General features: G+C 43.0%; 29 protein-coding genes and 2 pseudogenes. 19 read left to right on the top strand and 12 right to left on the bottom strand.

Translation table 11 applies throughout. The features are described from left to right. Window positions 1-60: 60 nt before the first annotated feature. From queD to CH367_RS00305, 10 genes and pseudogenes are all read left to right on the top strand, one after another. The gene (gene queD, locus CH367_RS00350) at window positions 61-447 is read left to right on the top strand and encodes a 6-carboxytetrahydropterin synthase QueD (RefSeq protein WP_100760539.1); all 387 of its coding nucleotides are present in this window, start codon (window positions 61-63) and stop codon (window positions 445-447) included. A 9-nt stretch (window positions 448-456) separates the two neighbouring features. Further along, window positions 457-1,206, top strand: coding sequence for a 7-cyano-7-deazaguanine synthase QueC (gene queC / locus CH367_RS00345; RefSeq protein ID WP_100760538.1), 750 nt, complete (start codon window positions 457-459; stop codon window positions 1,204-1,206). 66 nt (window positions 1,207-1,272) lie between these two features. Then, entirely contained in the window at window positions 1,273-1,557 is a 285-nt protein-coding gene (locus CH367_RS00340; protein WP_100760537.1) for an NAD(P) transhydrogenase subunit alpha part 2, read from the top strand. A gap of 4 nt (window positions 1,558-1,561) precedes the next feature. Further along, window positions 1,562-2,962 (top strand): NAD(P)(+) transhydrogenase (Re/Si-specific) subunit beta, encoded by a 1,401-nt coding sequence (locus CH367_RS00335; RefSeq protein ID WP_100760536.1) that lies wholly within the window; start codon window positions 1,562-1,564, stop codon window positions 2,960-2,962. Between the two features lie 574 nt (window positions 2,963-3,536). Continuing rightward, window positions 3,537-3,998, top strand: a complete 462-nt coding sequence (locus tag CH367_RS00330) for a hypothetical protein (protein ID WP_125226074.1) — start codon at window positions 3,537-3,539, stop codon at window positions 3,996-3,998. A gap of 238 nt (window positions 3,999-4,236) precedes the next feature. Further along, window positions 4,237-4,758: a hypothetical protein gene (locus CH367_RS00325; protein ID WP_100760534.1), complete on the top strand. Its 522-nt coding sequence runs from the start codon at window positions 4,237-4,239 to the stop codon at window positions 4,756-4,758. Between the two features lie 146 nt (window positions 4,759-4,904). Further along, a complete protein-coding gene (locus tag CH367_RS00320; RefSeq protein WP_100760533.1) occupies window positions 4,905-5,885 on the top strand; it encodes a dienelactone hydrolase family protein in 981 nt (326 codons plus the stop codon). 153 nt (window positions 5,886-6,038) lie between these two features. Then, a pseudogene (locus tag CH367_RS21105) lies at window positions 6,039-6,233 on the top strand (WGR domain-containing protein); the annotation flags it as partial. Between the two features lie 715 nt (window positions 6,234-6,948). After that, entirely contained in the window at window positions 6,949-7,551 is a 603-nt protein-coding gene (locus CH367_RS00310; protein ID WP_100760532.1) for a hypothetical protein, read from the top strand. Window positions 7,552-7,661: 110 nt separating this feature from the next. After that, on the top strand, window positions 7,662-8,078 hold the full coding sequence (locus tag CH367_RS00305; RefSeq protein ID WP_100760531.1) for a YbaN family protein: 417 nt from the start codon (window positions 7,662-7,664) through the stop codon (window positions 8,076-8,078). Between the two features lie 51 nt (window positions 8,079-8,129). On the opposite strand, the gene CH367_RS00300 is transcribed toward CH367_RS00305, so the two are convergent. From CH367_RS00300 to CH367_RS00290, 3 genes are all read right to left on the bottom strand, one after another. Then, window positions 8,130-9,194 (bottom strand): tetratricopeptide repeat protein, encoded by a 1,065-nt coding sequence (locus tag CH367_RS00300; protein ID WP_100760530.1) that lies wholly within the window; start codon window positions 9,192-9,194, stop codon window positions 8,130-8,132. 36 nt (window positions 9,195-9,230) lie between these two features. Then, on the bottom strand, window positions 9,231-9,578 hold the full coding sequence (locus CH367_RS00295) for an LIC10301 family lipoprotein (RefSeq protein WP_100760529.1): 348 nt from the start codon (window positions 9,576-9,578) through the stop codon (window positions 9,231-9,233). Between the two features lie 116 nt (window positions 9,579-9,694). Next, window positions 9,695-9,985: an STAS domain-containing protein gene (locus CH367_RS00290; protein ID WP_100760528.1), complete on the bottom strand. Its 291-nt coding sequence runs from the start codon at window positions 9,983-9,985 to the stop codon at window positions 9,695-9,697. Window positions 9,986-10,108: 123 nt separating this feature from the next. Here CH367_RS00290 and flgB point away from each other — a divergent pair, with 123 nt between their 5' ends. From flgB to fliE, 3 genes are all read left to right on the top strand, one after another. After that, a complete protein-coding gene (flgB, locus tag CH367_RS00285) occupies window positions 10,109-10,540 on the top strand; it encodes a flagellar basal body rod protein FlgB (protein WP_100760527.1) in 432 nt (143 codons plus the stop codon). Window positions 10,541-10,605: 65 nt separating this feature from the next. After that, window positions 10,606-11,067 carry a flagellar basal body rod protein FlgC gene (gene flgC, locus CH367_RS00280; protein ID WP_100760526.1) on the top strand — a complete coding sequence of 154 codons (462 nt, stop codon included), beginning with the start codon at window positions 10,606-10,608 and terminating at the stop codon, window positions 11,065-11,067. A gap of 2 nt (window positions 11,068-11,069) precedes the next feature. Next, window positions 11,070-11,453: a flagellar hook-basal body complex protein FliE gene (fliE, locus tag CH367_RS00275; RefSeq protein ID WP_100760525.1), complete on the top strand. Its 384-nt coding sequence runs from the start codon at window positions 11,070-11,072 to the stop codon at window positions 11,451-11,453. Window positions 11,454-11,480: 27 nt separating this feature from the next. Here fliE and CH367_RS00270 read toward each other — a convergent pair whose 3' ends face one another. Both CH367_RS00270 and CH367_RS00265 read right to left on the bottom strand, forming a co-directional pair. Then, on the bottom strand, window positions 11,481-12,137 hold the full coding sequence (locus CH367_RS00270; protein ID WP_100760524.1) for a hypothetical protein: 657 nt from the start codon (window positions 12,135-12,137) through the stop codon (window positions 11,481-11,483). Window positions 12,138-12,219: 82 nt separating this feature from the next. Beyond that, entirely contained in the window at window positions 12,220-13,893 is a 1,674-nt protein-coding gene (locus CH367_RS00265) for a P83/100 family protein (RefSeq protein ID WP_100760523.1), read from the bottom strand. A gap of 125 nt (window positions 13,894-14,018) precedes the next feature. Here CH367_RS00265 and serC point away from each other — a divergent pair. The 4 genes and pseudogenes from serC to CH367_RS00245 all read left to right on the top strand — a co-directional run bounded on the left by serC (window position 14,019) and on the right by CH367_RS00245 (window position 18,188). After that, window positions 14,019-15,145, top strand: a pseudogene (gene serC / locus CH367_RS00260) (3-phosphoserine/phosphohydroxythreonine transaminase). After that, window positions 15,145-15,744 (top strand): hypothetical protein, encoded by a 600-nt coding sequence (locus CH367_RS00255; protein ID WP_100760522.1) that lies wholly within the window; start codon window positions 15,145-15,147, stop codon window positions 15,742-15,744. Before serC ends, CH367_RS00255 begins: the two are co-directional and overlap by 1 nt. Window positions 15,745-15,831: 87 nt before the next feature. Then, entirely contained in the window at window positions 15,832-16,269 is a 438-nt protein-coding gene (rpiB, locus tag CH367_RS00250) for a ribose 5-phosphate isomerase B (protein ID WP_100760521.1), read from the top strand. 11 nt (window positions 16,270-16,280) lie between these two features. Beyond that, entirely contained in the window at window positions 16,281-18,188 is a 1,908-nt protein-coding gene (locus tag CH367_RS00245) for a glucanase (RefSeq protein ID WP_244284438.1), read from the top strand. Here the strand turns inward: CH367_RS00245 and CH367_RS00240 are convergent. Genes CH367_RS00240 through CH367_RS00220 form a run of 5 tightly spaced genes read right to left on the bottom strand, consistent with a single transcriptional unit; the run spans window position 18,150 to window position 22,413 of the window. Next, entirely contained in the window at window positions 18,150-18,566 is a 417-nt protein-coding gene (locus tag CH367_RS00240; RefSeq protein ID WP_100760520.1) for a hypothetical protein, read from the bottom strand. The two genes, CH367_RS00245 and CH367_RS00240, sit on opposite strands and share 39 nt — an antisense overlap. Further along, window positions 18,563-18,757: a CopG family transcriptional regulator gene (locus CH367_RS00235; RefSeq protein ID WP_010573361.1), complete on the bottom strand. Its 195-nt coding sequence runs from the start codon at window positions 18,755-18,757 to the stop codon at window positions 18,563-18,565. The genes CH367_RS00240 and CH367_RS00235 overlap by 4 nt, the downstream gene beginning before the upstream one ends. Continuing rightward, entirely contained in the window at window positions 18,757-19,359 is a 603-nt protein-coding gene (locus CH367_RS00230; protein ID WP_100760519.1) for a tetratricopeptide repeat protein, read from the bottom strand. The genes CH367_RS00235 and CH367_RS00230 overlap by 1 nt, the downstream gene beginning before the upstream one ends. 19 nt (window positions 19,360-19,378) lie before the next feature. Then, a complete protein-coding gene (locus tag CH367_RS00225; RefSeq protein WP_100760518.1) occupies window positions 19,379-21,484 on the bottom strand; it encodes a hypothetical protein in 2,106 nt (701 codons plus the stop codon). After that, window positions 21,481-22,413: a hypothetical protein gene (locus tag CH367_RS00220; RefSeq protein WP_100760517.1), complete on the bottom strand. Its 933-nt coding sequence runs from the start codon at window positions 22,411-22,413 to the stop codon at window positions 21,481-21,483. Before CH367_RS00220 ends, CH367_RS00225 begins: the two co-directional genes overlap by 4 nt. Before the next feature lie 58 nt (window positions 22,414-22,471). Between CH367_RS00220 and CH367_RS00215 the strand changes: the two genes are divergently transcribed. Continuing rightward, window positions 22,472-23,440: a metalloenzyme gene (locus CH367_RS00215; RefSeq protein WP_100760516.1), complete on the top strand. Its 969-nt coding sequence runs from the start codon at window positions 22,472-22,474 to the stop codon at window positions 23,438-23,440. A gap of 42 nt (window positions 23,441-23,482) precedes the next feature. On the opposite strand, the gene CH367_RS00210 is transcribed toward CH367_RS00215, so the two are convergent. Both CH367_RS00210 and CH367_RS00205 read right to left on the bottom strand, forming a co-directional pair. Then, complete coding sequence (locus CH367_RS00210; RefSeq protein WP_100760515.1) at window positions 23,483-24,619, bottom strand: tetratricopeptide repeat protein; 1,137 nt, start codon at window positions 24,617-24,619, stop codon at window positions 23,483-23,485. Then, entirely contained in the window at window positions 24,616-26,178 is a 1,563-nt protein-coding gene (locus CH367_RS00205) for a fibronectin type III domain-containing protein (protein WP_100760514.1), read from the bottom strand. The genes CH367_RS00210 and CH367_RS00205 overlap by 4 nt, the downstream gene beginning before the upstream one ends. Window positions 26,179-26,287: 109 nt before the next feature. On the opposite strand from CH367_RS00205, the gene CH367_RS00200 reads away from it, so the two are divergent. Further along, window positions 26,288-26,950, top strand: coding sequence for a class I SAM-dependent methyltransferase (locus tag CH367_RS00200; RefSeq protein WP_100760513.1), 663 nt, complete (start codon window positions 26,288-26,290; stop codon window positions 26,948-26,950). The last annotated feature ends 38 nt before the right edge of the window (window positions 26,951-26,988 follow it).

Here is a 26,988-nt window from a genome sequence, read left to right as displayed (position 1 = left end):
ACCTGATCCCGGTCGACGACCTTTAGATCTTCCGAATTTTAAAAACCGGGCAGGACCGCAATGGAAGAAATCGAACTCACCAAAGAATTCCGCTTCGACGCCGCTCATCTTTTACCGAACGTACCCGACGGCCATAAATGCAAACGACTGCACGGTCATAGCTTTCGATTTAAACTTCATTTAAAAGGAAAGATCGATCCTAAAACGGGTTGGCTCATCGACTACGCGGAAGTCAGCAAGATCGTTAAACCTCTCATCGAAAATCATCTCGATCACTATTATCTCAACGAAGTTCCCGGACTTGAGAACCCTACGTCGGAAAACATTTCGATCTGGCTTTGGAATCATATCAAACCCTTGTTGCCCTTGCTTTATAAAATTACTCTGAACGAAACGTGCACAAGCGCCAGCATCTATGAAGGTCCGAAAAATTCTTCCCAAGGATAAGTTCGAACTTTGAATCCAACAAACGATACGAATTTAAAACGGAAGAATTCCGATACGAAGAATCCGAAAAAATCTTCAAAAGAATCCTCCAAAAATTTTTCGAACAACAAAGCGGTCGTTCTTTTATCCGGCGGGCTGGATTCCACAACCTGTCTTTATCAAGCCTTGGCGGACGGAAAACAAATCCAAGCTCTCTCATTTGATTACGGACAAAGACATAGAATCGAATTGTCTTACGCAAAAAAGATAACCCGTAAATTAGGAATTCCTCACACGATTCAAAAGTTAAAACCTGAATTGTTTTTAGGATCTTCTCTCACTCAAAAATCGATCAAGGTTCCGAAAAATTCTTTGGGAAAAGACGAGATCCCGAACACATACGTTCCAGGAAGGAATATTCTATTTCTTTCCTTTGCGGTTTCTCTCGCGGAAGGAACCGGTTCCGATTCGATTTATATCGGCGTCAACGCGATGGATTATTCGGGTTATCCGGATTGTAGACCGGAGTTCATCAAGATGTATGAGATGGCGATCCAACTCGGAACCAAAAAAGGAAGCCAAGGTTCTCCGATCAAAATCCTAACCCCGCTTCAAAATCTTACGAAGAAAGAAATCGTTCTTCTCGGGAATCGATTGAAGGTTCCCTTTCATCTTACATTCTCCTGCTACGACCCAAAGAACGGGAAAGCCTGTGGAAAATGCGACGCCTGTCTCTTGAGAAAAAAAGGTTTTCAGGAGACAGGAGTTTCTGAAAAGTGATCCCATCGGTTCGCCCGGCCTTCCTAAGCTCTCCAAAGGAAGGAATCTCTATTAGGAAAAGTTATTATGGAACAGTTCGTAGGCTACCTGACGATCTTTTTATTAGCCGTATTCGTAGGTTTCGAGGTTATCACTAGAATTCCTCCCCTTTTACATACTCCTCTTATGTCGGGTTCCAATGCGATTTCCGGAATCACGATCATTGGAGCGATTCTTTCTCTTCATTCAATCAACGGTCCTATGATCAATATTATCGGATTTATCGCGATGGTTGCGGCAACCATCAACGTCGTGGGCGGATTTTGGGTAACCCACAGAATGTTAGGAATGTTCAAGAAGAAAGAAAAGTAAGAATATGGAAAAATCAATTATCAATTTAATTTATCTTCTCTCCTCCGTTCTTTTTATCGTAGGATTGAAACTTCTTTCTCACCCTAAGACTGCGGTGAGAGGAAACTTCGTAGGCGCGGTCGGTATGTTCTTTGCCGTAGCCGCGGCTCTCGTAGAAAAGGGTCTTGCTTACGAATATATCTTAGCGGGATTCGTCGTAGGAACCGCGATCGGAATTTATCTCTCCGTAAAAGTGGAGATGACTTCCATGCCTCAGCTCGTCGCGGCGCTGAACGGTTTCGGTGGTCTTGGTTCCTTCTTAGTCGCTGGTGCGGCCGTAATGGAAGTCCTTCACCAAGGAACCAATCTTGAAGTCCTCAAGTCGTATCAATTTACGATTTCAACCGCCGCATCCGGAATCATCGGAGCGGTAACTCTTACGGGAAGTTTCGTAGCTTACGGAAAGTTACAGGGAATTCTTTCCGAAAAAGCGGTTCGTTATCCTGGCGATCAAATCGTAAAAGTAATCTTCTTCATTGCTTCGATCGCACTGAGCTATTACGTTGTAACTCAACCTGAAAGAATCGAATGGTATTGGTATGTAGTAGTAGCAGGTTCCGTTTTAGGAATCCTTCTCGTAATGCCGATCGGTGGAGCGGATATGCCTGTGGTAATCGCGCTTCTAAACTCTTATTCCGGAATCGCGGCTTCCGCAACGGGATTCGTTCTCGGCAATAACGTTCTTATCATCGCGGGTTCGCTCGTGGGAGCTTCCGGAATCATTCTTACACAGATCATGTGTAAGGCGATGAACCGCTCTCTTCCGAACGTTCTTTTCGGCGGACTCGGCGCGGCGGTCGACAACTCCAAAGGTAGTGAAGACATCTACGCTGGAAAAACCAAAAGCACTTCCGCTGAAGAAGTTGCAATGCTCTTGGATATGGCTCAAAGAGTTGTAATCGTTCCCGGTTACGGAATGGCGGTTGCACAAGCTCAGCACGCAGTAAGAGATCTTTATAATATTCTAACGGACAGAGGAATCGACGTAGAATTCGCGATTCACCCGGTTGCGGGAAGAATGCCGGGTCACATGAACGTTCTTCTTGCGGAAGCGGATATCCCTTACGACAAGATGAAAGAAATGGACGAAATCAATCCATCTTTCGAACAAGTAGACGTGGTAATCATCAACGGTGCGAACGACGTGGTAAACCCTCTTGCGAAAACGGATCCAAGTAGCCCGATCGCGGGAATGCCAATTCTGGACGTAGACAAAGCTAAGACGGTTATCGTAATCAAACGAAGCTTGAGCCCTGGATTTGCGGGAGTTCCAAACCCGTTGTTTATCCAAGACAACGCTCTTATGTATTTCCAAGACGGAAAGAAAGCGACTCAAGAGATCGTTACCGCTCTCAAAGATACCTAATCGTTTCCGTTCTCAACCTGAGAATGTTCGAAGCCGGGCTTGCAAAGGTCCGGCTTTTTTATTTTCGATTTCACGAGCCCGATGAATCCGACGCTTATTCTTAAGACGTTATGCACATCGAAAGGCTCATTCTTCCATCAAAAGTCATCGAATCTTAGAAATATGTTTGGTAAAACCAAATACCCGCCAATGAACGATCGTATATGTCAATTGTTTCAATTTCCATGTCGCATTAATATCATATAAGATTCTTTGAATATGGGATTGCCCTCACAAGCATTTTCAAAATCCTGGATTTAAGCGGATTGTTTATAAGAACTTATAATAGAATCCATTGGCAGAATTTTAACCTCGTATTTATATCGATCTTACCTTGCTCCGATCGTTTTTCGTTTTCTTTTGAAACCCGAAAATTTCAAAAGAGGTCTTAGGAAACGTTAGGCAAAATAGCAAAGATTCGGAAAAGAATGTCCGTAAGGAACCGAAAGAGAGATATCATTATCCGAGAATCTTACGGCGATTTTACCAATGACTCATGTGGAAACCGATCGTAATTTTATTTCCGGAAAAAACATTGTCAGACAATCAGAATAACGAGAATTCTAAAGAATCCTCAGAACTCACACGTTCTCCAAAGAACAGTTTTTATCCGAGCAATCCTACGAATGATGAGCTCGAACAAAAAGTAGAAGAACTCAAAGTTGCAGTTTCGAAAATCCCCGAACTGACTTCTTACTTCGAACAACTTTCTTCTTTGCCTTGGAGCGAATATGAAGAAATTCTTTCCAAGGATTATTTCAAAACGTTTTCCTTTGCCCAAGAGGAAATCGACGAAAACGGAAATCCTCCAATCGATTCTAAAAATGCGGAAAAGTTTTCGATACAAGAACCGAAGAATATTCTGGCAGAAGCCCAGGAAAAACTCGGCGCGGAAAGCGAAGCGTATCACGTTTTGAGCATATATGCGATGAATCTAATCACTCGAACCATGGGCCGCGCAGTTTCTATCGCCACCAAAAAACATTTCAATTCTTAATCCGTTGTGTCGAATTTTCATACCCGATAATTCGACAGAAGCACCGAAATCATTTCGGTAAAATTGATTCGACAATTCCGTTGTTTTATCGCAAACTTCGGAATCCTTTCTCTTCGTCGAAGTATGCTTATGCGAACTCTTAGGGGAAGTCATCTGATAAAGTGACGAGAAAGGACTTTCTGTTTCTGTTAAAATTCTATTTTTATAAAATTAGAATTTACGATCGAGAAGGATAAGAATGAATCAAAACCCGAATCCATTTCAAACAAAACGAATTCTCAAAACGATCCTACTCATTGGATTTGTTTTAGGAATTTCTGCAACCACCGTGCGAGCGGAAGAAGCGGAGAAAAAAATATTCTCCAGCAAAAACATAGATATCACGTTAAAAGATTCGAACGGATACAATCACTTTCTAGTTTTTACGAAAACCATGACGCCCGACAAATCCTACGTCGCATACAATGTAGAATTTTGGGTAAACAATTACGTATATTCGGGTACGGACGCTTATTCTCAGATCGTTTTCAAAACTCCAAAAAAGAATTACTATGGAAGTTTTTACAAATCGGACGTTTCTTCCAATGCGTTAGTCCTTTATTTTTATTTGGAAGAATCGGTGATCCAGGAACTTCAAAACAATGCCGGTTCTGCGGACAAGGTGAGCGTCACTCTAAAGAACAAAACAATTCTCGAACATACGATCGCAACTAAAGAGCATTTCAAAAAAGCGCTCAGAGACATTGCAACGGTTGAATGAAAAATTCGATTCTTAAAAGGAAAAAACTGAAGCTTATGTTCCACATTCTTATCTTCAAGAATTCTAAAGTTTCGGTCATACTATAATAAGATTTATAATTCTTAATTTTGAATGAAATGTTTCCAGTATCCACTGTTATTCCTCGCATGAAGTTACATCAAATCAATCCAAGTATCTTTCTATTCCTGTCGATTCTCATTGTTGGTTGTAAACATTCGAAGGATGATTCTCCCTTCCTTTTGGCGGGAGGCGCCGCGGTGATCGCTCAGCAAATCGAAATCCAAAGTATTACATCCGGACCGGTTTTGATTGATCAAGATTCGGAGCTTACGAACTACAAATTCAAAATCTACAATCCAACTCAAAACTTAATCTTGGATGGTTACTTTTCCAAACCCGCCGGATTGGGACCGTTCCCTCTGATCGTGATGATGCACGGTTGTGCGGGCGCTCATTCGAACAGCGACGCTACAAAACCACCCGCTTCCTTATTCACGGAATGGGCCGGTAGAGGGAAGGATCTGGGATACGCGACTCTTTTGATTGATAGTTTTACACCGAGAAACGCGGATCAAAATCAATGCAGTAACGGATCGAATGTAGGAACATCCGAAGTAACAGATAGACCAACGGACGCGTATGCGGCGCTTGGTTACGTAAAAAGATCCAAGATCATCAACAACAATCGAATCGTTTTATTGGGATGGTCGCACGGCGGAAGTAGCGTTTTATCAACCTCGGATACGAGCACTACGGCTCAATATCGAACCGAAAATTCAAGACCATTCAAAGCGGTGATTTCTTTTTATCCGGGATGCGGCCTGAACAACGCGTTCGGCGGAATATCCACGAGCCAATATTTACCGTTTACACATGTAAAAATTCTCGCGGCAGGATTGGATCCTCTTTACACGGGCGGCTATTGCGACACGAGAATTTCCAGAGCACAAACGTTAGGCGCAAGCGCCGCAACAAACAACTCGATCGCCATAACCGTTTACCCGAATACACATCATAGCTTCGACGAAGCCAAGGCGGTTTCGGCAAAATTCGACGCAAACGACGTGGCCGCAAAACCGAATGCGGATCAGGAAGCGGTGAATTTTTTCCAGCTCTATAATCCATAAGAAAAACGGAATAGAACAAAAGAAGGAGATTACGTTGAAGAATCCGCGATTTTATTCTGCGAAAAGATATATTATAATATTTTAAATAACTAAAAATTAAAAAGAACTCTAAAAAATTAGGAGAATGTTCTCCTTCTACAATGGAAATTCAAAATGAAACACCAACTTTTCTTCAAAGACGATTCTTCCGATAAATTCTGGAACATCGAAACGTCCGGGAACTCGTTTACGGTAACGTATGGAAAAACCGGAACGGCGGGACAAACGCAGACAAAGACGTTCGATGACGAAGCAACCTGTCTCAAAGAAGCCGATAAATTACTCAAAGAGAAAGTAAAGAAGGGATATCAAGCAGGCGCTTCCGCGAACTACCTCGAAACTTGGAAAGAACTCTGCGAAAGTAAGAATCTTCCCGAAACCTTTTTCAAACATTTTTCATTCTTAACGGAAACGAAAGAAGACCAGGAAATTTTAACAAAACTTTCCGCTCAGATTTTGAAAATTCAAATCGATTCTTCCGAAAACGTGTTGGTCGCGGAACTCAAATACGGAGATCCAAGTTTCTCGGAACCTTGCGAAATCCGTTGTAACCCGCCGTTTACGAATTCTCCCGCAAAAGGTTTACCAAAGAGTTACGTGAAAACCTCTCAGGTTCACAACGGAATTTACTTTGAAGACTTAGGCGGAGGTTGTATCGGATTTTTCGGAATCAACGAAAAAGGAAACATGAACGAAGGCGGATGGGAGCCGGAAGCATTGGAAGAAGGCGACAACGAAGAATATCTCGAAGCTCTGGAAGAAAAGGAACTCTCTGTCGACGACGTTCCTTGTATCATAGAATTCGGACAGAATTGGATCTTAAGCGATCCATTGAAAAAAACGGCTCATAAAGAACCCGCTTACCTTTTCGTTTCGCACGAAGATTGCGAGGCAGTTAAAATTCCGGGAACGGATTCGCTTTTATTCGGACAGGTTCTTTTGAGAATTCTCGCTCAGAGAATCTTAGATATCGATTTTTTTCCGGAAGTTTATTCTTAAGATATTTTTAATATAGGATCACACAATGAAACCGAAGTTCTCTCTTAAAACGGTGATTATGGATGAAGAAGTCGGATTTACGGCCCACCTCGTTGTGGTGCCGGTTTCCGAATTCAATCCAAAAGAAATCGGCAAAGCGATCTTAAGTTGGACGAAGATTCTCGAGGACGCCGAAGAATCCGTGTTATCCGATCCGATTTTCGAAAAATCGGATCCTTGGTTCGGCTTCGGTGTTACTATTGAAGATCAAATTCTGAACGAACAGGATATTTTTTCCAAAATCCCCAAAGATGACGAAGAGATCCAAGCCGCGTCGATCGGTTTTATCAAAGAGTTGATTCGATACAACAAGGACGACGGCGAAGGACTTGTCACGCACGAAGAATTGGAAACGGGAACGTACACGATGCTTTGGCTTCTCGAAAAAAATCTAAAACATCTCGATCTGTATATTCAATATTTGAGTTCTTTGGATTTGGATCACATGGTGGCTCAATCGGATGTTTTATTCAAACTCACGAAGTTGTATTCTCCCGCTGAATTGGAATCGCTCAAAAAATTCTCGAAAGAGAATTACGTCCAACAGTTCAACCACTGGTTCGAAAACGACCGGGCCTGGGAGAACTAAAATTCTCCCTCGAACGAGGAACGAAAAAATCAAATCTTAAAGTCAAACGGGTCCAAATTCGCACCTAAGAAAGAATTGAATTGTTACATACAATTTTGATTCTATTGATTATGGAGAAAAAAGATTACAGCGACGAAGTCCGTCTGCATCGTTCCAAGATCATTCGTTTTTTATTGTTCATCGCCGGTTCGGTTTCTTTGGCTTTGGGGATTATCGGAATTTTTACACCTATTCTTCCCACAACCCCCTTTCTGCTTTTATCCGCGGCTTGTTACGCAAGAGCCTCGCATCGATTTTACAATTGGTTGATGAACAACCGATATTTCGGTTCTTATATTCGCGATTGGAGAATCCACAAAATGATTCCGCTCCGTGCTAAGATCGTTGCGATCTCTATGATTTTTTTATCGATCAGCACGACCGTTTTCTTTTTCATTCCGATTTTAGCGGTGAAAATTCTCGTTTCGTTGATCGGAATTTTAGTCGTGATCTATTTGATTCGGATTCCGACAAAGCCGAAAAGCTAAAACTCGGCGACGATTTTTTTTGAGGAGCATTGTCGGAGTTCCTACAAAACCTCAATACGGAGAACGGGAAGGAAACATATGAAAAACCTTGGACTCGTTTTCCTTCAAAAGTTCCGCGATGTCCAAAGCTTCTTGCACCTTTCTTCGTTTGTCCGGTTCTTCCTGAAGCCAAGAAGTAACGAAAGATTCAAGTCTTCTATAATCCTTGATGAACGAAAGAGAACGAATGTATTGAATCTTATCCTCTTCCTCGGCGATCCTAAATTGAATCACGGTTTGATACGTGGCCGCCGCCATTCGGTAGTTGCCGGTATTGTAATATGCGTGCGCTAAAAATCTTTTTTCCTGAAACGGAAGTTCGCCGTATTGATTGTAGATCTTAATCGCCTTTCTATAATTCTGATGAATGTCCATTACAAGTCTTGCATGGATCAGCATGTATTCGCGGGAAACGAAACCTTCCTTTACGAAATCCACACACTGAGAATACGCATCGGCTTTGTTACCTAAAAGAAAATTGGATTTTAAAAGAAGAAGTTTTGCCGCTCTAAAATTCGGTTTGAGTTCGATCGCGCGATCGGCTTCGGCCTTTGCCCTTAAATAATTACCGGTTTCGAAGTAAGCGAGCGCTAAGTTGATACGATAGAACGGATTGTAATTGGAAAGTTCCACCGCTTTCTGAAAGTATTCCAGTGATCTCCCCCACTTCGATCTTTGAACGAAGATCATTCCCAACTGATAGTAGGAAGGGTCGTGACCCGGATGGAATTGAATCGCTCTTAAGAGAGAATTTTTCGCCTGAGGATAACGTCCTTGTGCGTAAAGATAAGAACCTTTTAGATAATGATATTCTACCGTATTCTCATCCAACTTTTTGATCTTATCGATATTGACGGAAGCGCGGGCAAGATTATTCGCACGAATGAGATTGACGGTTTCGGTATTGAGCGCGGTGATCTGAACTCTTCTACGAGCCGCTTCGGTCGGATCTCCGGGAGAATGTTCCATATTCGGAACGGGTGGAGAATTTCCCGGAAGATTTTCGTCTTCGTCGTCGGAAAAAATTTCCGATGAAAGAAAAAACAAAATCAAAAAAGAAAGAAACAAACGATTCATAAAATTTCTTATCCGATCAGAATCGAATTCTCGAATTTATTTTTTTTCGAAGAACTCAACGCTGTCTTCTTTCTTATTCAAAAGTTGTAATTCTTTATCGTTTACTTTGAGAATTCTATATTCCAAATCGAAAGCCAAATCCGCAAGATTGAAATGAATGTCGTCCCCTTGCATCTTATAAGTAAGATGGAACGTATCGTATTTTGCAAGTCCTTCGGGAAGGATGAGAAGATGAGATCCCTTTCCTTTTTCGGGATTCGGGCATTCTCCCTTTTCGGGACAATTTTTTACTTTGATCCAATCTCCTAAGACTAATTCTTCTTTTTTCTTACAAGCGGAGAATAGAAACAGAATCAAGGATGTTATGAGAACTAATTTTTTCATAGATTCAAGCATAGAGATCCGGCTCCCCCTGTCCAATGAAAATCGTTGCGAACAAAAGGCATAAATGATCCGGAATCTTTAAGATAGAACGGATTCTAAAATCGTAAGGAAAGAATTTACTGAGCGTCCAAGTATTCTTTTAAATTCAGGACTTCGAAGGTATTGAGAAGATCGGGATGAATCGCGCTGATCGTACAGGAAATTCCCTCGGAACGGGCATTCTTTAAAAACCAAACGAGGGAACTGATCGAAATCGAATTCATTACCGGAATATCCCCCAAATTGAGAATGATATTCTTCGGTTTTTTCGCGATCGCATCCATGAGCATCGTCCGGAATGCGTAGTAATCGTTGAATAGGATCGAAAGATCCGGGGTGATTTCGATTGTTTCGGGGTTCTCTGACATGAAAGATTCGCTTAAAAGTTCTTCCGTATACTTTGTAAGTTTCGGACAAAAAAAACTTTCTACCTAAAAAAATCTCTCCTGGAAATCGCAAATTCAACCGATTTTTTGGAGGGGAGAGAAATAATGTTTGAGAAAACCCATTTCATGAAAACCCAGGATCTCCTGGAAAGAGGGATGAATAATTCCATTTTCAAGAGAAAAGTGATTTCGGACAACATTGCAAACGCGGACGTCCCTCATTTTAAAAGATCCGAAGTCATCTTCGAATCCATGATCAAAAGAGCCGTCGAATCCGAAAAGATCGAAGCGATCAAAGAGGTTCCGACCCAAATTTCGGACGAACGTCACATTCAATTTTTCAAACCCTTGGATTACCGCGGAGTTCAATCGAAAGCGAATATCGATTACTTAACTACCATGAGAGCGGACGGGAACAACGTGGACGTGGAAAAGGAAGTCGTGGAAGCCTCCAATTCCCAAATGCAATACATGATGATGTCCGAAAGAATCAACCAGAACTACAGGGACTTGAAGCAAGTCATGAGAATGGCTTAAAATTCGGATTTTATTTATTTGAATTGATTTTAATGAGACATAATTTTAAACATTAGGAAGTAGTCATGGGCCTTTTTTCATCGATCAACATTTCCGCTACAGGCTTATCCGCGCAAAGATTGAGAATGGATGTTATCTCGAATAACATCGCAAACTCGACTACGACTCGCAATACGAACGGGGACGGTCCTTTTAGAAGGGATCGAGTCGTTATGACTCCGATCAATCTGAGAACCAGGTGGAAAAGTCCCGTATATCCGTTCGGAGTCGCACCCGGAGAAGGTAAAGGTGTGAAGGTGATGAAAATCGAAAAGGATATGACCCCTCTTCGTCTGGTTTACGACCCGACTCACCCGGACTCGATTCAGATCGGTCCTAAGAAAGGTTATGTGGAAATGCCGAACGTCAACATCGTTACCGAAATGACGGATATGATCTCGGCTTCCAGATCTTACGAAGCGAACGTTCAGATGATCAACGGATCCAAAGCGATGTTCAACAAGGCTTTGGAAATAGGTAGAGCTTAATCATGGAAATCAATTCTAACTCGTCTCTTTGGTATACTTACAATTCCGGATACAACGGCGGTAAGGCGCATCCTCTCAGCCCGAAAGGCGATAACGTGAACGTATCCACAACCGAAGATAGACATTACAAAGACGTTAAACAACCCGTTTCTCCGGATTACGTGGCTGAAAGTTTTTCGGAAGCGATGAAGAACGCTCTTACCTCCGTGAACGATCTCCAAGTGGATGCGGATGAAATGACTCAGAAAATGGTTTTTGATCCGAATTCGGTGGACGCTCACGAAGTGATGATCACCTCCGAAAAAGCGAGAGTCGCTTTGACGTTTACAAAGACGATCGCGGACGGAGTTGTTCGTGCTTACAGAGAACTCACTTCTTTAAGATAAGAATTTTCTAATATTATAAAATTCCGTTCAGACCTGAAGTTTTTGTTTCATCGTTCGTCGAACGGATTTTTGATTTTCTCCAAACGTATAGGAAACGATCGCGATCCATTCTTCGTATTCCTCTTCGCGGATGGCAGAATCGTTTCGAAGTTCTTCGCAGATGCGTTCGACAAAGGACTCGATGGAATCCGTTTTCGTCAGATATTCTTCCAGACCGTCGCTCAACATTTCTCCGAGTTGATCGGAGCCGAATTGTCCGCGGAAACTACGAGCCGCGGCCAAAGATAACGTTTCCTCGCACCAACCCCATCTTTCGATCAGTTCTTGAATGTCGTCGCTTTGATACACTTCATGATCCAGATCGTTGGTTCGTAAAAAGTCGATATATTCTTTGATGTATGTTTTGTCGAAGAGAGCCAAAGCCATCACCGCGCGGGTTCCTGCGTGTTCTTCTTCCGAGGACCAGAGAATCGAACCGTTTCGGTTGTGATCGATAATTTTTCGAACGTAATTCAAAATCGGTTCCTGGAACTCTTTCTGTTTCACCGCTTGTGAATAAAAGTTTCGTTCCGCTTGAAAGGGTCTTTCCGCGTTTGTTGATTCTTCCCAAGCAGGAAAGAATGTCGCCGATTCGGTTATAAACCCGTCGATGATTTCTCTGAGAATTTTCGGATCGAATTCCAAATATATAATCCTTAAAATAAAAAACCGGGGCTGGAAGCTCCCGGTTTCTTGAAGTTTTTTCGACCGATGGAGAAGGTCGGAACTACGGCTTAATCTTTTTAATCAACTTCAGATCTGCTTTGTTAAAAACGGTGATCTGAACGTTACCGGAACTTTCTTCCTTACCGGTTACGTAGATTTTTTCTCCGTAGAAAGTTACGTTCGAATTCGGGCTGATTTCTTCGGAAGACTTCGCCTGTTTTTTCAGATCTTTTCCGAAACGGGAAAGATAGTATTTTTCCTGAACCTCTTCAAAGGCGTAAATTTCGTCGCCTTTTACGATCATCGGAGATCTCCAGAAAATATTATCTTCCGCGGAAAGAGTCGGCTTCAGAGTTTCTTGATCGATCAAGATCAGCTTGTGACTGGAAGAGTGACCGTCTTCAAAACCGATCACAAGAGCCTTTCCATCGACGATTTCGAATGTTCTTCCGCAGATCTTGTTAAAGTCACCGCGAAAGATCGTATCGTCTTTGGTCGGATCCAACACTTGAAGTTCGTTGTTATAATGACCTTTGTCCAAATACTTTAAGGTTTTTAAGAAAAGAATTTTACCGCCGACAACGTTCTTATCGAACTCCTCTTTTTTCTTTTCTTCTTCCTTTTTGGTTTCCAATTCTTTTTTAGTATCCGCGAGTTCTTTCTTTAACTCGGCTTCGGATTTTTTATCGTTCGAAGAAGATTTGTTATCGCCCCCGGACTTACTTCCCGAATCGTTTTTGGAATCGGATTTAGAGGAACTGGAAGAGCTGGACGAACTTGAAGAACTGTTGTTGCTCTTTCTTTCTTCGTCTTTCTTAACTACTTCTTTTTCTTTTTCCTTTAACTTCTGTTCCTCTTTTTTAGCGGATTCCTTTTCTTTTTGAATCTGCTCTTTTTCCTTTTTCTTTTCGACGATCTGGGTTTTATTTTTTACCGGATCCTTATTGAGTTCCTGAAGTTCCTTATCGGTTTTGGTTTCCTTATCGGAAATTTCCTTTTGTTTGTTCTGATTCTCTTCTTTTCTGCGTTTGAGTTCTTCGAGTTCTTTCTTGTTCTTTTCGTTTTGAAGATCGTTGAACTTATCCTTTTCGGATTGTCCTTCCTTCTTCTTATCCAGATCCTTGTTTACTTCGTCCTCGAGTTCGTCGGTGTGAACGTCCTTTCCGAGAACGTCTTCCATAAGAGGAATGATGATCTGAGTTTTACCGGGCCATTCCGAATAACGTTTCGAAATTCCGATGGAACCTACGCTTACGAACTTAATTACGGAATTTGAATATTTCTTTCCGATGTAAGCCTTGTCCTTTCTATGAATCGCGTTGTAGTAAAGAATGTACGTGGCGAGAATGTCCGCATTCTTATCGTCGTATCCGAAGTTCGATTTTACGAATCCGGAAAGAATTCTCTGGATCGAATTGATGTGACCGTAATCCGAATCCTCGAGAATCCCGAATACGTCCGCGCCGAATTTTTTTTCTTCGGGAGCGATTCTCGTAACGCTGACTCCGCCTTGTGTATGAGATTTATCCGGTTCTTTTTTCAGAATATCCGCAAGACCCGAACCGACTTTCTCGTTGGTTCCGCGGACTTCTTCTCCGGCGCGAGCGGAGGAACGATTGATAAATTGAACCCTTTGAGAAGAACGAACTTCTTTCTCTCCGAGTTTGGAATTTTCCTGAGAAAATATAGATAAAGAAAAACCGAAACATACAAACGCTATCAAGATTCTGAACATTCTAAAATACTCCTTTTCATCCTCGGAAGTGAAAGCAGTCATTTGACCAGGGGATATGCTATCCTCAAGCATTCTATTGAGACAAGGATTTTTCCCGATCTCAAGTCTTCTTTCTTGGAAGAAAGTTGATCCCCAGCCTCCCCTCTGCAACCCTAGCCTTATGTATCAGTTCCAGGAAAGAATCTACAATTTCGGCGCAGGCCCCGCGATGCTCCCCAACGAGGTGATGGAAATCGCCGCGGCCGAATTCTTAAATTACAAAGGCTCCGGAATGTCCATCATGGAAGTCAGTCACAGGGAACCTCTTTTCGAAGACGTGCTCAAAGAAGCCGAATCTCTTTTACGCAAACTTCTAAACATCGGAAACGACTACTCGATCGCATTCTTTTCAGGCGGAGCGACGCTTCACTTCTCCGCGCTTCCCCTCAATTTATTAAAAGACGGGGAAAGTTTCGACATCGCACACACCGGAATCTGGACCAAGAAGGCTTGGGAAGAAGGTCTTAAATTCAACGGGGTCAACGTTATCTACGATGCGACGGAAAATAATTTTACGGACACTCCCGTTCTCACCGACGCAAGTCTTTCCGGAAAAGGAAAGTATCTTCATATCACATCCAACAATACGATCTACGGTTCTCAATATCCTGAGATTCCGAAGATCAAAAATATTCCGTTAGTCGCGGACATGACCAGCGAACTTCTTTCCCGAAAAATCGACGTGAAGGATTTCGGAGTGATCTTTGCCGGCGCGCAAAAGAACATCGGACCTTCCGGTTTGAGTTTGATCATCATTCGAAACGATCTTCTCGGAATTTCGGGAAGAAAGATTCCGATTCTTTTGGATTATTCCGTGATGGTAAAGAACCAATCCCTTTACAACACTCCGTCCACGTATTCCATCTACATCGCAAAGCTCGTTTTCGAATGGCTTTTAAAGTTAGGCGGAATCGAAGCGATGGAAACAGTAAACGAACAAAAGGCGAAGTTGGTTTACGACTTCATCGATTCTTCCTCGCTTTATACTTGTCCGGTTCAAAAAAGATCCCGTTCCAAGATGAATGCAGTGTTCCTTTTGAAGGATAAAAATTTGGATTCCAAGTTTTTGGACGAAGCGGAAAAGAACGGTCTTCACGGTTTGGGAGGTCATAGATTGGTGGGAGGATTTAGAGCTTCGATCTACAATTCCATGCCTCTCGCGGGAGTTCAAAAACTCGTATCCTTTATGAAGGAATTCGAATCCAAAGCTTAATGAAACTTTCTTTCTTAAGAAATATCTTTTTGATTCCGATCTCGATCGGAATTTGTGTCTGCGTTTCCGCGGAAAACCTTTTCGCATCGGGTCTGAATTTCGTTTCCCAAGTCGCGGTTCAGGATTGTTTTGCAAACGAGGCGGGTTCTTCCGAGCTCGCCAATCTGTTCAAAAGCGCGCTTCCACTCGAAGAAAAAAAGAGAATCGCGGAAACGATCGCTTATAAGGAAGGAAAATCCAGATTTCAATCGATCTCCTGCATTCAAGGCAAGAATCTACCGGAAGAGGAATTAACAAAACTTCTACTGGATTGGAACCGCCATCTTTCGACGTACGCGGAGTTGAATTCTTATTATGAGAATTATATTCTTTCGGACGACAAAACCAGATCGCTAAACTCGATCGAATGGGAACTTCTCACCACACATCTCAAACAAAAAAAAGAACTTCTATCTCGACTCAACGACGCGACCGGTTACGCGCTCAAAGGCGAAAGGATTTCCGAGGAAAACTTCTCGATGATCTATCTCTCGTTATTCCTCCTTCAAGTGGAATTCTGGGACGCGATGCCGAAGACATATCGGGATTCCGTTCTTTAGATCGATTCTTCGATTTTGACGATTTGAACAAGGGAAGAATTATTTGCTTGAAACCTGAGTAAAGTCGGACATAACCAAATATAGATCATGAAAAAAATCGGAATCGCCTCGGATCACGGAGGCTTTGAACTCAAGGAATTTCTCCGCAATTCTTTCGCGGGAGAATTAGAAATCGTAGACTACGGAACCAAGGACGAAACGTCCGTAGATTATCCCATCGTCATCTCGGAAGCGTGTAAAAAAGTTCTTTCCAACGAAGTGGAAGGTTTGATCGCCCTTTGCGGAACCGGAATCGGAGCGTCCATCGCGGCGAACCGTTTACACGGAATCAGAGCGGCCCTTTGTCACGATCAGCTCACCGCGGAAATGTCCAAACGCCACAACAACGCGAACGTGCTTGTTTTGGGCGGAAGAATTCTCGGCAAAGAACTGGCCTTGAACATCGTCCGTACCTGGCTCAACACCGCTTTCGAAGGCGGACGTCACGAAAGAAGAGTCAATCAACTCGAAACCTTAAATTCCTAACAACAAACCGGATGGAATTGATTTCAAATTCTAAAATCGGAGACGCCATTCCTCCGGCTTTTTTGTCCCGTCTTGATTCGTATTTATCACGTTTGTCTCCGTCTCGTTTAACAATTTCCCGTTTATTCTCCGTTCGTTTCCCAATCTTTCGATTAACGATTGTCCATTTATCGATTTTTGTTTTGTTTCTTTTTCCCGCGACGGTTTCCGTTTTTTCAGAAACTAAAATTCTTCCGTTAGTCGATCTTCAAAAAAACGGACTCGAACTTTCGGGTAAGAATTCAGATCAAAAAATTCTAAAATTACAAACAAGAGATCGAAGCGCGGGCGCGGATCTTTATCTGAATTTCGAAACGGGAGATCCTTCCAACCTAAAGGATTTATCAGGAAATTATAAAGTACTAACGTCTTCTTTTCTCGCGGATACGGAAAACGTATTTCATTCGAAAAGAAGCGCCCGGTTCTCGGGAAAAAGAACCGGAATTAAAATCGCACATTCCAACTCGGGTCTTTTGACTTCCAAGGATTTAACCGAAGACTTTTATATCGGATTCAGTTTTCTTCCGGGGACGGTGGAAAAAGATGCGACCTTAATTTCCAGGTTGTATGAAACATCGGGAAACACATACGGTTGGGATCTTAAAATTTCGGACGATCGTTTGAAGGCAAGTTTTCATTCTTTCTTTGAAACCGAAGAAAAACGTTTTTTATCCTTACAACTCACTTCGAACACCATTCTTAAAAAGAATCAATGGAATCGAGTGCTTCTCTATTTCAATCCTTCCGAACAGGAAGTCGTTCTATATCTCAACGGAAAGGAAACCGCGCGCGGCGGAATTCCGACCCATAAAAATCTGACACGAATCGGTTTTCATCCCGACGATACGACTTCGTTTCGAATCGCGAGTTCTTACTACGGTTGGATGGAGAATTTTGCGGTCTTTAAAGGTAAACCCAATCCGAGTTCGGAAGATTCTTCCTTTCCCGGTCAGGACTTCGATCCCGAAACTCATACGACCGAGACCAAATTCGGCGTAGGAACATCTCCGGTTTACAAAACCAAGTATTCGAGTTCGTTTTTGGAAGAGGTTCAGTTGAAGGCCGTAGTTCCGACCTCTTCCGCGATGGAACTGTATTTTAGAGTTTCCCCGACTCCGTTTACTCCGAGTTCGGAATCCCCGGCTTGGATTTCTTTGGACTTAAGAAAATTAGAAAATTATAAAATAGATTCTCTCGATCCCGATACGTATAGAATTCCTTTGAAAAATTCCCTGAAAAAGTTTTTGGGAATCTCGGAGAACAAAGAAGATATTCTTCCGTTTCGTTATTACCAATGGAGAATCAAACTGAAATCGGATCCGAGCGGCGGTCAAACTCCCGAACTGAAAAACATCTCCCTCACATTTCGAGAAACAAATCCGCCGGTACGCCCTCTCGGTTTAAAGGTTGCGGAGAATTCGGTGGACGATTCCGGTCCGAGCGTTTGCCTCAACTGGAAATCGAACCCGGAACGAGAAGTGATCCACGGCGGCGGTTATTTCATCCACTACGGAATTCATCCCGATCGAATGGTGGGAATCGTTCGCGGAACGTTTTCGGAAACGGGAGAGGCGCCCAATAAGAAAAATCGACCGAAACATCCGGCCTCGGATTATCTCGATCCGATCACCGGACTTCCTTCGGGAAAGAATTCAAGCAATATACAAGAATATTATAATAAACTGTCGGCCTGCGTAGACAATCGGATCATCTCATTGAACTCGGAGATTCTTTTGGAAAAGAATCAGTTGTTTTTAAAAAAGGGAACGACTTACTTTTTCAGAATCAGCGCTTACAACAAGTTCTATCATTTTCAGACGGGAAAGGATCAGGTTTCCGGTTTAAGCGATCCGGTCGAAGTCTACTTCTTGAGCGAGTAAAACTCGGATCATCTTTTGATCGGGAAGATTCTTATCGACCGTGATAAAACCGTCCAAATCCTTTTCGATCGCGATCGAAATCTCGTTCCAAACCCATTCAGCATTTCCGAATTCTTTGGAAAGTTTTTGCGCTAAGGAAAGATTCTCGGGTCTGAAATCCAAAACTCCGAGACAAAGACGTTTGATCTGACTCCAGAGAATTTCCCGTTTGACCGCGTCCTTTTCTTCTTCGAGCAAAGGAAGAACCGAAACGGTTCCGGTATAAAAAAGATGCTGACCTTTGATCAATTTTTCGAGGGCTTCGACGACGATCGGTTTCAAGTCGGACGGATTTCCGATGAGAACTTTCAATAAAGATTTGGAGAGATAGTATTTCATTCTTCTTTTAAGTTTGAAAGAATTCGGAGCGCTTCCAATCTTTCGTAGGAATCGGATCGATAGACTTCGTTACGCAGAGAAAGACGCAACATCTCCCCCGCGGAGAGATTTCTTTTTTCGGCTTCGTTCTTAAGAAGTTCGAGTTCTTCCTCGGTCATCAGAAGTTGAAATCGTTTATCGACTCTCGCCATCAGTTATCTTCTCTCATTTCCCTATCGTTCTTCAAATAAATTCTAAAATAAATATCGGCGTCTTTCAACTGACCCAACGATTGATAGATCGATGCGATATTGTAGTTCGCTTCGTTCAATCTAAAATCGTATTTGAAAGACTTCTTAAAGATCTGAATCGCACGATCTTCTCTTCCCGCATACCATTCCGACATGGCCCAAAGAAAATGCCACTTGCCGAGATCCGGATCGCGGGGAGTCGCTTGCGCGAGATATTCCAAAACTTCTTCGAAGGTCTTTGCGGCAAAAAGATAATTCTCTTTGATCTTTTTGAGCTTTTCCATTCTTGAAAAAATGTCCTCTGCGTGTCCAGGGATTTCCAAGTCGTTTCGATAGAATAAGGCCCGCGCATACCAGAGTTTTACGGTGAGATCGGAGGGATTTTTTTCTACGAACTTTTCGAGATAAGGAATCGATTCCGTTTCTTGTCGATCCTCGTTCATCTTGAGAATCTTTTGTTTCACCGCGCGGTTCCATTCTTTTCTATTCTCCTCGTTTGCAAAAACGGAAGAATGGAATAACGTCAAAAACAAAAACCAAATCGTTAAGCGAACAAGAATCATACTTTGATTCGATCGAATCTTAGAGATACGTAAAAAGATTCTTTCCGTTTGCGGGATATACGTCCACGTTCAGATCGTACGCGGTTCCGATTTGATCCATAAGGGAACGAACCTGTTCCTCCAAATCCTTTCTCGTATACAATCCGAGTGCACCGACTCCGATTCCGAAACACATATCCTCGGGTCCGATGATTTCGGAAATCTGGGACATCGCTTTTTTACGAAGCGCTTCCAGCTTTTTAAAATCCTTTCCGTGAAATTCGATTCGAAAGGATTTCGTAACTCCTCTTTCTCCGTCGGTTGCGATTCTCATAAGATGAATACGGGAGGATACGACGTCGCGTTTATCTCTAAACAATTCTCCCAAAATCTTTCGATCATATTCTTCGAACGCGGGAACGACCGGTTCCAAAGAATGGAAGATCAGATTTTCGATTTCCAGTGCGGTCTCTTCGATCGGCGGGTCCTTAAAGAATAAAAAGAACCGAAACGGAATTCCGAAATTGGACAAAGGAATGGTAAGAATGGAGATGCAGGATTCCAAATCGATCGGATCGAATTTCTTTCTAAAAAAACGATCGTTCTTTCTTTCCTCGGTGATTCCGATCATAGAATAAGAACCGGATTCTTTCCCGATGTATTGATCGTCGTAGAGAAAGATCATATTTTCGGAGGTTCTTTGTTTCAATCCGTAGGTTGCGAACGGACTGTAACTTCCGTTTCTTCGATCGTAGTAGTGAATCGCAAATCCGGAAAGTTTCAAATATGAAAAAACGGAAATGTAGTATTTTAGAATAAACGAATATTCGGATTCCAATCCGTATCCGAGTTCGTCCAAAACTTCCAAAATTTTTCTGCGATCCCGGATTTGAAGCGAACTCAGCCACTTCATATAACCGGGGCCGAGTTCGAGATGATGTGTCCCTCTCGGCTCGGGTTGTTTTTCCCGAGTTTCTTCCGAAGGGGGGATCGCCTTTTCCTTTTGCGGTTCGTTCACCTTGGAGATCAAATTCTGAAGTTCGGAACTGAATATTTCCGATCGTTTCTTTTCGATTTCCGGGGGAACGGCCGCGTGTGTTTTAAATTTTTCCGGATCCCTTAAAAACGCGGGAGAGATATAACCTTCTCCCTTCAATTCGAAAGGAAGAACAAAGATGGAAGGACCGTCGTCGCGTTTTAATTCCTTCAAAGTGATCGGAAGCGTTTTTAGATCTTCGTCGACTTCTTGAGAAGAAAGAGTTCGTATCTCTTCGACCTTATCCTTTTCGGCCAACTCCAAGGCCTTTTGTTTTGCGAGTTGAAGCCCGTTGACTCCTTTTGAAATCTGTCCTACGATTTCCTGAATCTCCTTTCCTTCCTTATCCGAAAAAAGATCCTTTTTCATTCTTAGGATTCGAATCATCAAATCGATGAGAAACAGAAGCGCAAGAAAACCGGACAAAAACAAAAAGGAAAGTCCGTCGTTGCCCGGTTTTAAGATAAGAATACCCTTTAAGAAACCGTAAGAATTTTCCGGCGTCGCATAATAATATCCGATGAACGGCAACGATCCGATTTGAATCCGATTGACCGCGCTTTTGGAACGATTCATTCCACCGATCAAAAGGGAAGAAATTTGATCGCCGCTCAATCCGTGAACTTGTTTGCCCGGCTCCACATATCCGCCGAACTTTAAATCCGGAATTAGAATGGATTCGGTTCCGGAAAAAGAAACACGAAGCATATCCTCTCTGAGTTCCGCAAGAATCAGTTTTTTTTCATCCGTAACGGGAAGACAAAATACCAAAGAAGGTTTTAAAAAGAAAAGACGACTTGCACCCTCTTTCAACGTTTCTGCGAGAAGTTTTCCTTCCGCGTCCTTTCTCGAAGCGAGATCGGATTCGTTTACGAATTTCAAACCGGATACGATCGGAAATTCCAACTGCAAATTTTCCAATTCGGACGGAGACTTCACCTTGTTTAAACCGGATTCGAGTCGATGAAGTTCCTCGTTCAAATTCGTAAAAACGGAATTGATTCGATTTTTATAATATACACCTTCCGGAAAATACGGAGCGAGCATATAATAGAAAAAGGAAAGAACCGATAGGATTGAAATCGCGATCCTCAGTTTGAGTCCGGTCATGACGCCTCCCGTTTCAGAAGCAGTAATATTCTTAGAAAAACGTCCCTCAACCTGAGAATTTTTTCCCTATGATCGAATTCTTTTTCGACTACGATCGAATGTACTAAGGTGGACGAGATGATTCCCAATCCGCAGGCCCCGAGTAAAAAGGAAAGAAACACGAGAATCTGGAAGAGTTGTTTCATTCTGGATCCCTTATCGTAGGAAAGAAAAATCGTGTGATTCCCTACCTTATTCTTTTCCCAAAGAGGACGATCCTTCCATTCGATAGTGGGTTTATTAAATTCCGCTAATATTTCTTCCAGATTATCCGGATAATTCAACGATCTCAAATCGTTTGATCCGATCAGGGAATCGCTACCGATTCTGCCGGGTTCGAAAATCCAGTAGACTTGTTTGTCTCTTATGTTAAACGGAAGTGATACGTGTTTGCCGAGGGCGAATCCCTTCATCCAAAGAAACCATTCTCCGTCCCTGCTTCGATAAATCGGAATTCCGGATCCGTCGAAGTTTATATCCGAAGGAGAAATTCTAAGATCGCCCAATCGAAGATCTCCGTTGAAAATTTCTTTGGTTTCCTCGCTTGAATACACGAGACGATAGGAAGAATCGTAAATCTTGATCGATTTGAGTTCCAGATTCTTCATCAAACTTTCGCCGAGTTCCTTCGCTTCTTTCGGAAGAGGAGAATTACGGATCGCGTATTCTATCTTCGAACCGGCTTCGAACAAGGGCGCTTTTTTCGCTTCGGACCAAACTTTTAAGAATCCGTCGCGTTTTAAAAATCCTTCATTGCCGGCGGGGTTCAATGAAAACGCCGCGGCGGACTCTTTCCATTCTTCCCTGAAAAAAGGGATGGAAAGGGGAATCAGCCCTAATAGAATCAGTGTTAGGCCTAAGGCGATTTTTCTGTAAAAGTTGGACGTCACTGTTCTTAGTATCGGCCCGTTTGGTCTAACCTGAAAGAAGAAAACCTGCTATAAAATTATGATCTTTTATATGTTCATCGACGGAATCGGCTTCGGACCGGATCAACCGGAAACCAATCCGTTTTCCAGATATGCTAAGTCGTTTTTTCTGCCGCTCGCCGGAAAGCAGATTCCGGAAAACGCCCCGGCTCCGCTGAAAAATTCCGTCTTTTTAAGAACCGATGCAAGCATGGGAATCAAAGGTCTTCCCCAAAGCGCAACGGGCCAAACCTCGCTTTGGACCGGAATCAACGCGTGCCAGGTGCTTCAAAGACATCTGAGCGGTTTTCCGACCTTCACTCTGAAAAAAATCATCAGTAAATATTCCATCATTCGTGTTTTGGAAGAACGCGGTTTCAAAGCCGATCTTTTAAACTGTTATACTCCTGCGTTTACGGATCACGTTAAAAAGAATCCGCGTCACGTTTCGGCTTCGACCTTGATTCAGATGGCGAGCGACAAACCTCTCAAGAACATGGAGGATCTTCGTAAGGGAAAAGGTCTTTATATGGACATCACCCACGAATATCTGAAGGAATTCTCCAGAGGTTATTTGGAAGATTCGGACGAATTGTTTCAGCTAAGAGATCCTTACGAAACCGGTAAGTCCATCATTCGCAATTGTAAAGAAGACGATTATACTCTTTGTATCTATGAATTCTTTTTAACGGATAAGGTCGGTCACAAGATGCACTGGGAAGCCGCCGAAAAATACATCGGCGAATTGGAGGAGTTTCTCGCGGGGGTTTTGGAGGAATTGAATCCGGAAGAAGATCAACTGATCGTTACTTCCGATCACGGAAACTTAGAGGATTTGAGCGTGGACGTTCACACGGTCAATCAGGTTCCGACCGTTCTTTACGGCAAATACACGTCCGAAATGGAAAAGAAAATCCGCGCGATCGTGGACATCCCACACGCGATTTACGACGCGCTCGGAATCAAGATAGAGCTCAGGGACGAAGAGTTTATCAAAACGGAGCCTTAGAATATTACAATATTCTCAATTGAATTTCTTCGATCAAAACCTTCAATCAAATCGTTCCTGTTCCAAGTCCTCTTTGCTTTTTTCCTTATCGCTGTTCTTATAATGAAGATTATCCTCTACTTGATCGAGAGATTCTTTTTTCCAAGCGCTCGCCTTTCTTCCAACCGGAGAATCAGGATACTTATCCGTTGCTTCTTGGAATAACGCGGCCGCTTTTTCGTATTTTCCGTTTTTAAAGTAGATCGTTCCCTTTCTAAAAAGAGCGGTTTGATCCAAAGAACCGTCTTGGTTTCCTAAAACACGATTTAAGAATTGAAGGGAAGAATCTGACTTTCCGATCGCTTCGTAACTTTCAGCGATATAAAACAAAGCCTGCTCTTCCGCTTTCGGACTGACTCCCATTTCAAGAGCCTTTCTGAAAGTTTCGATCGCACCGTAGTATTGTTTGCGAACGTAGAGTTGTCTTGCCTTTTCCAAGATGCCGCTTCTAAACTCGGAACTTACCTTTTCCTTTTCAGGATCGAAGTAGAATCCCGCCTGCGCATAGTCGTCGTAAACGTCGTATGCGGACCAATCCTTGCCCATTCTTCGTAAGGATTTTCCCCAGCGAACGCGGGCTTTTACGTTTTCAGGATCTTCTTGAAGAGCGAGAACGTAGTTCTTACGGGAAAGATCGTAATTTCCCTTCTTCATATAATAGTCCGCGATGGCGGATAACGCGCTCGAACGAAGTTTTGCGTCCGCGGAAATTCTCAGAACTTCTTCGAGATGGCCTTTTCCTTCCTCGTCGCGATTGAGTTGCAGAAGAAGATTTCCCATCGAATAAGCGACCTTGGAACGTTCGTCCCTTGCAAGGCCCTCTTTTTGATTGAGTTCACGATAGATTCCGAGCGCAAGAAGGCTGTCCTGATTTCTTTCCAAGGCTCTTCCCATATCGTATTTTACGCGAAAGGAATGTTCTTCGGGAATTTCGCGCGCGGATAACTCGGAAAAAATATCCACTGCCTTCTCCGCGGCTTTCGCGTTAGTCTGCTTTAGATATTCCTCGCCTTCTTTAATCCGCTCCAAGACGTTCTTCCGTTTGGAATCCTCGTCTTGAACCGTGGTTTGATAAACTCCGGTTAAAAGACCGGCGCAGATAAATAAGAATCCAGTAATTAAGATGATGGAGCGGTTCATGGATTTCCTCCGGAGATCCGAGACAGACAACGCTTCGACCAAAACTCCGAGCGTTCTGAATTGTAAAATTTACTATCTTTATTGATGAAATACTTGAGAGCTTCTTTATAATTCCGTTTTTTATAGTGGGACAGTCCAGTGAAAAACTTCGCCTTTCCTCTCACTCCCGTTGAATTTCCGTTTCCCGTATAAGGTTTTAAATCGTGGATCGCATCGGTGTATTCCCGTTTCCAATAAGTCTTTTTTAAGATCTTATCAAGCTCGTCGTCGTTTCCTGAAAATTCCTCTTCTTCCTCTTTTTTGTCTTCCACAGGATTCTTTTGATTGTCCTGAACCTTGGGTTGTTGTTTCTCTTCCGCGTTATCCGCAACCGATGATTCTTCCTTATCCCCGTTGATCGCGACGTAGGATTCGTTTTCGACGAGGTTGAATCCTTCCTTGTCCTGATGTTTTACGGTAACTCCGAAATAAATTTTGGAATCGAGGGACTTCAAACGGATCTGAGCCGAAATATCCGGGTGATTGAGTTCTCCGAGTTTACGAACGTTTCCGCCGAGAAAGGTCGCGGTTCCTCCGCTCAAAGGTTTCAAGGCTTGATAGATCGTATAAACCGTATTCTCGTCCGCCTTATCGGGTGCCTTCCATTCGAGTTTGACGTTCATATCGTCGACGACCGCGGTAAGATCGCGAACGTGCATTTCATCATCCGAATATTCAGGACTTGTAATACCTTCTTGATTCTGGTTGCCGCCCTTGTTCGGTCCGCCAATGTAAAAGAATCGAGTAAACGATTGTCCGTTGACCAAGGGAAGAATTTCCTTCGCACCGGATCGAACGCTGACCCCGTAGTAAATCGTCTGAGACTTTCCCAAATCCTGATCCAAGAAAGTCGATTCGGGATGGCTCAACTCGGTAAGCTTCTCCGCTTTTCTCATCAACGACAAAGAAGACATAGGTTCCGAAGAACGATACACGGTGTAAACGGTCGCGTTCGGAATCGCCTTCTCATACGGAGACCAATTGAGTCTGAGATGTTTGCCTTCTTTTTTAACCGTTAAATCGGCGACTCTTGCGTCGTCCGGAATTTCGGGAGTTTTATTTTCCGTGTTCGGAGTTCCGGGAGTAAGAGCGTGTTCAATGACGATTGGAATCGTGGTAAAATTTCTTCCGGGAACCAGACGGATCGTATTCTTCTTAACGTGATGCGCGAGAATAACCGCGTAATAATAAGTTCCCGGTTTGAGATTGTAATCGAAGATCTGAGTCACTCCGCCCGCGATGCCGCTCGGATACTTACCGAGAGAATCAGCGACCATACATTTTTCCACGGAATCGATCATGCTGGAAGAACGAGCCACGATGATCTCACCCGTTTCTCTCGGAGCATCCCAAGAAATTCGAATCGAATTCTCGTCCTTTCTTAAAATCTCCGCGCTGATGGAATTGGCTATGCTATAGTTTTCTACAGGATTTTGATTGAACGAATTGTCCTGAGCTCCCGGAAAGGAAACCAACGTTATGAATGATACTATGAATATGATCCGGGTACGACTTTTCATAAAAGGAATGTCTTGGTAATTATATCGACAGTCCAAACCGCGTTATTTAACACCAATTCGGATTTGACATTTCGGAAACGATGAATTAGACATAATTCAAGTAAGAATTATGGGCGACCTGGATTACTACGAAAACCCCGAATATCAGAACTTTCTGATTTCAAGTAAACGCCGCGAACTCACGCCTCCCGAGGTAGTGTTCAAACATTTCAGCTTTAAAGAAGTAATGCACTTAGTGGATTTCGGAATGGGACTCGGGTATTTCACTTTGGAACTGAAAAAACAACTGCCCAAAGACGCTTGGATCTGGGGCGGAGAATGTCAACAGGACTTAATCGACGAGGTTCTTCATTGGAAGAATCGGGAAGAAGTCTCGAACTTTACTCCATTCTTTATCGAAAAATCGGATCACCCTCTTTTACCGGAATGGATTCCCACACCCGACGCCGTTTTTGCTTCTTTGGTTTTGTCCACGTTTCCCGATCCGGGTCTCGCGATGGACGGACTCATTCGTTCAATGAGGAAAGGCGGGAAGTTGATCGTTTTGGATTGGGTCAAAAACGAATACACGATCGGACCTAAAATCAACGATAAGATCTCCTTGGACAAAATGAAATTCTTAGCCGAACTCTATCATCTCGACATCGTTAAAAACGTCCGCATTTCCGAACACGTCTACGGTTTGGAAGTGGTCGCGGGAAAAGATTTCGAATACGGCTTTTACGATCTTAGGGAAGAGGAAGACACAACGGAAGAATTCATCCGTTCGTGATAAACCGAAGTCGCTTAACAAATCTAAAAGAAGCCGGG

The sequence above is a fragment of the Leptospira barantonii genome (assembly GCF_002811925.1).
Taxonomy (GTDB): Bacteria; Spirochaetota; Leptospiria; order Leptospirales; family Leptospiraceae; genus Leptospira; species Leptospira barantonii.
This window is presented reverse-complemented; position numbering and strand designations above follow the sequence as displayed.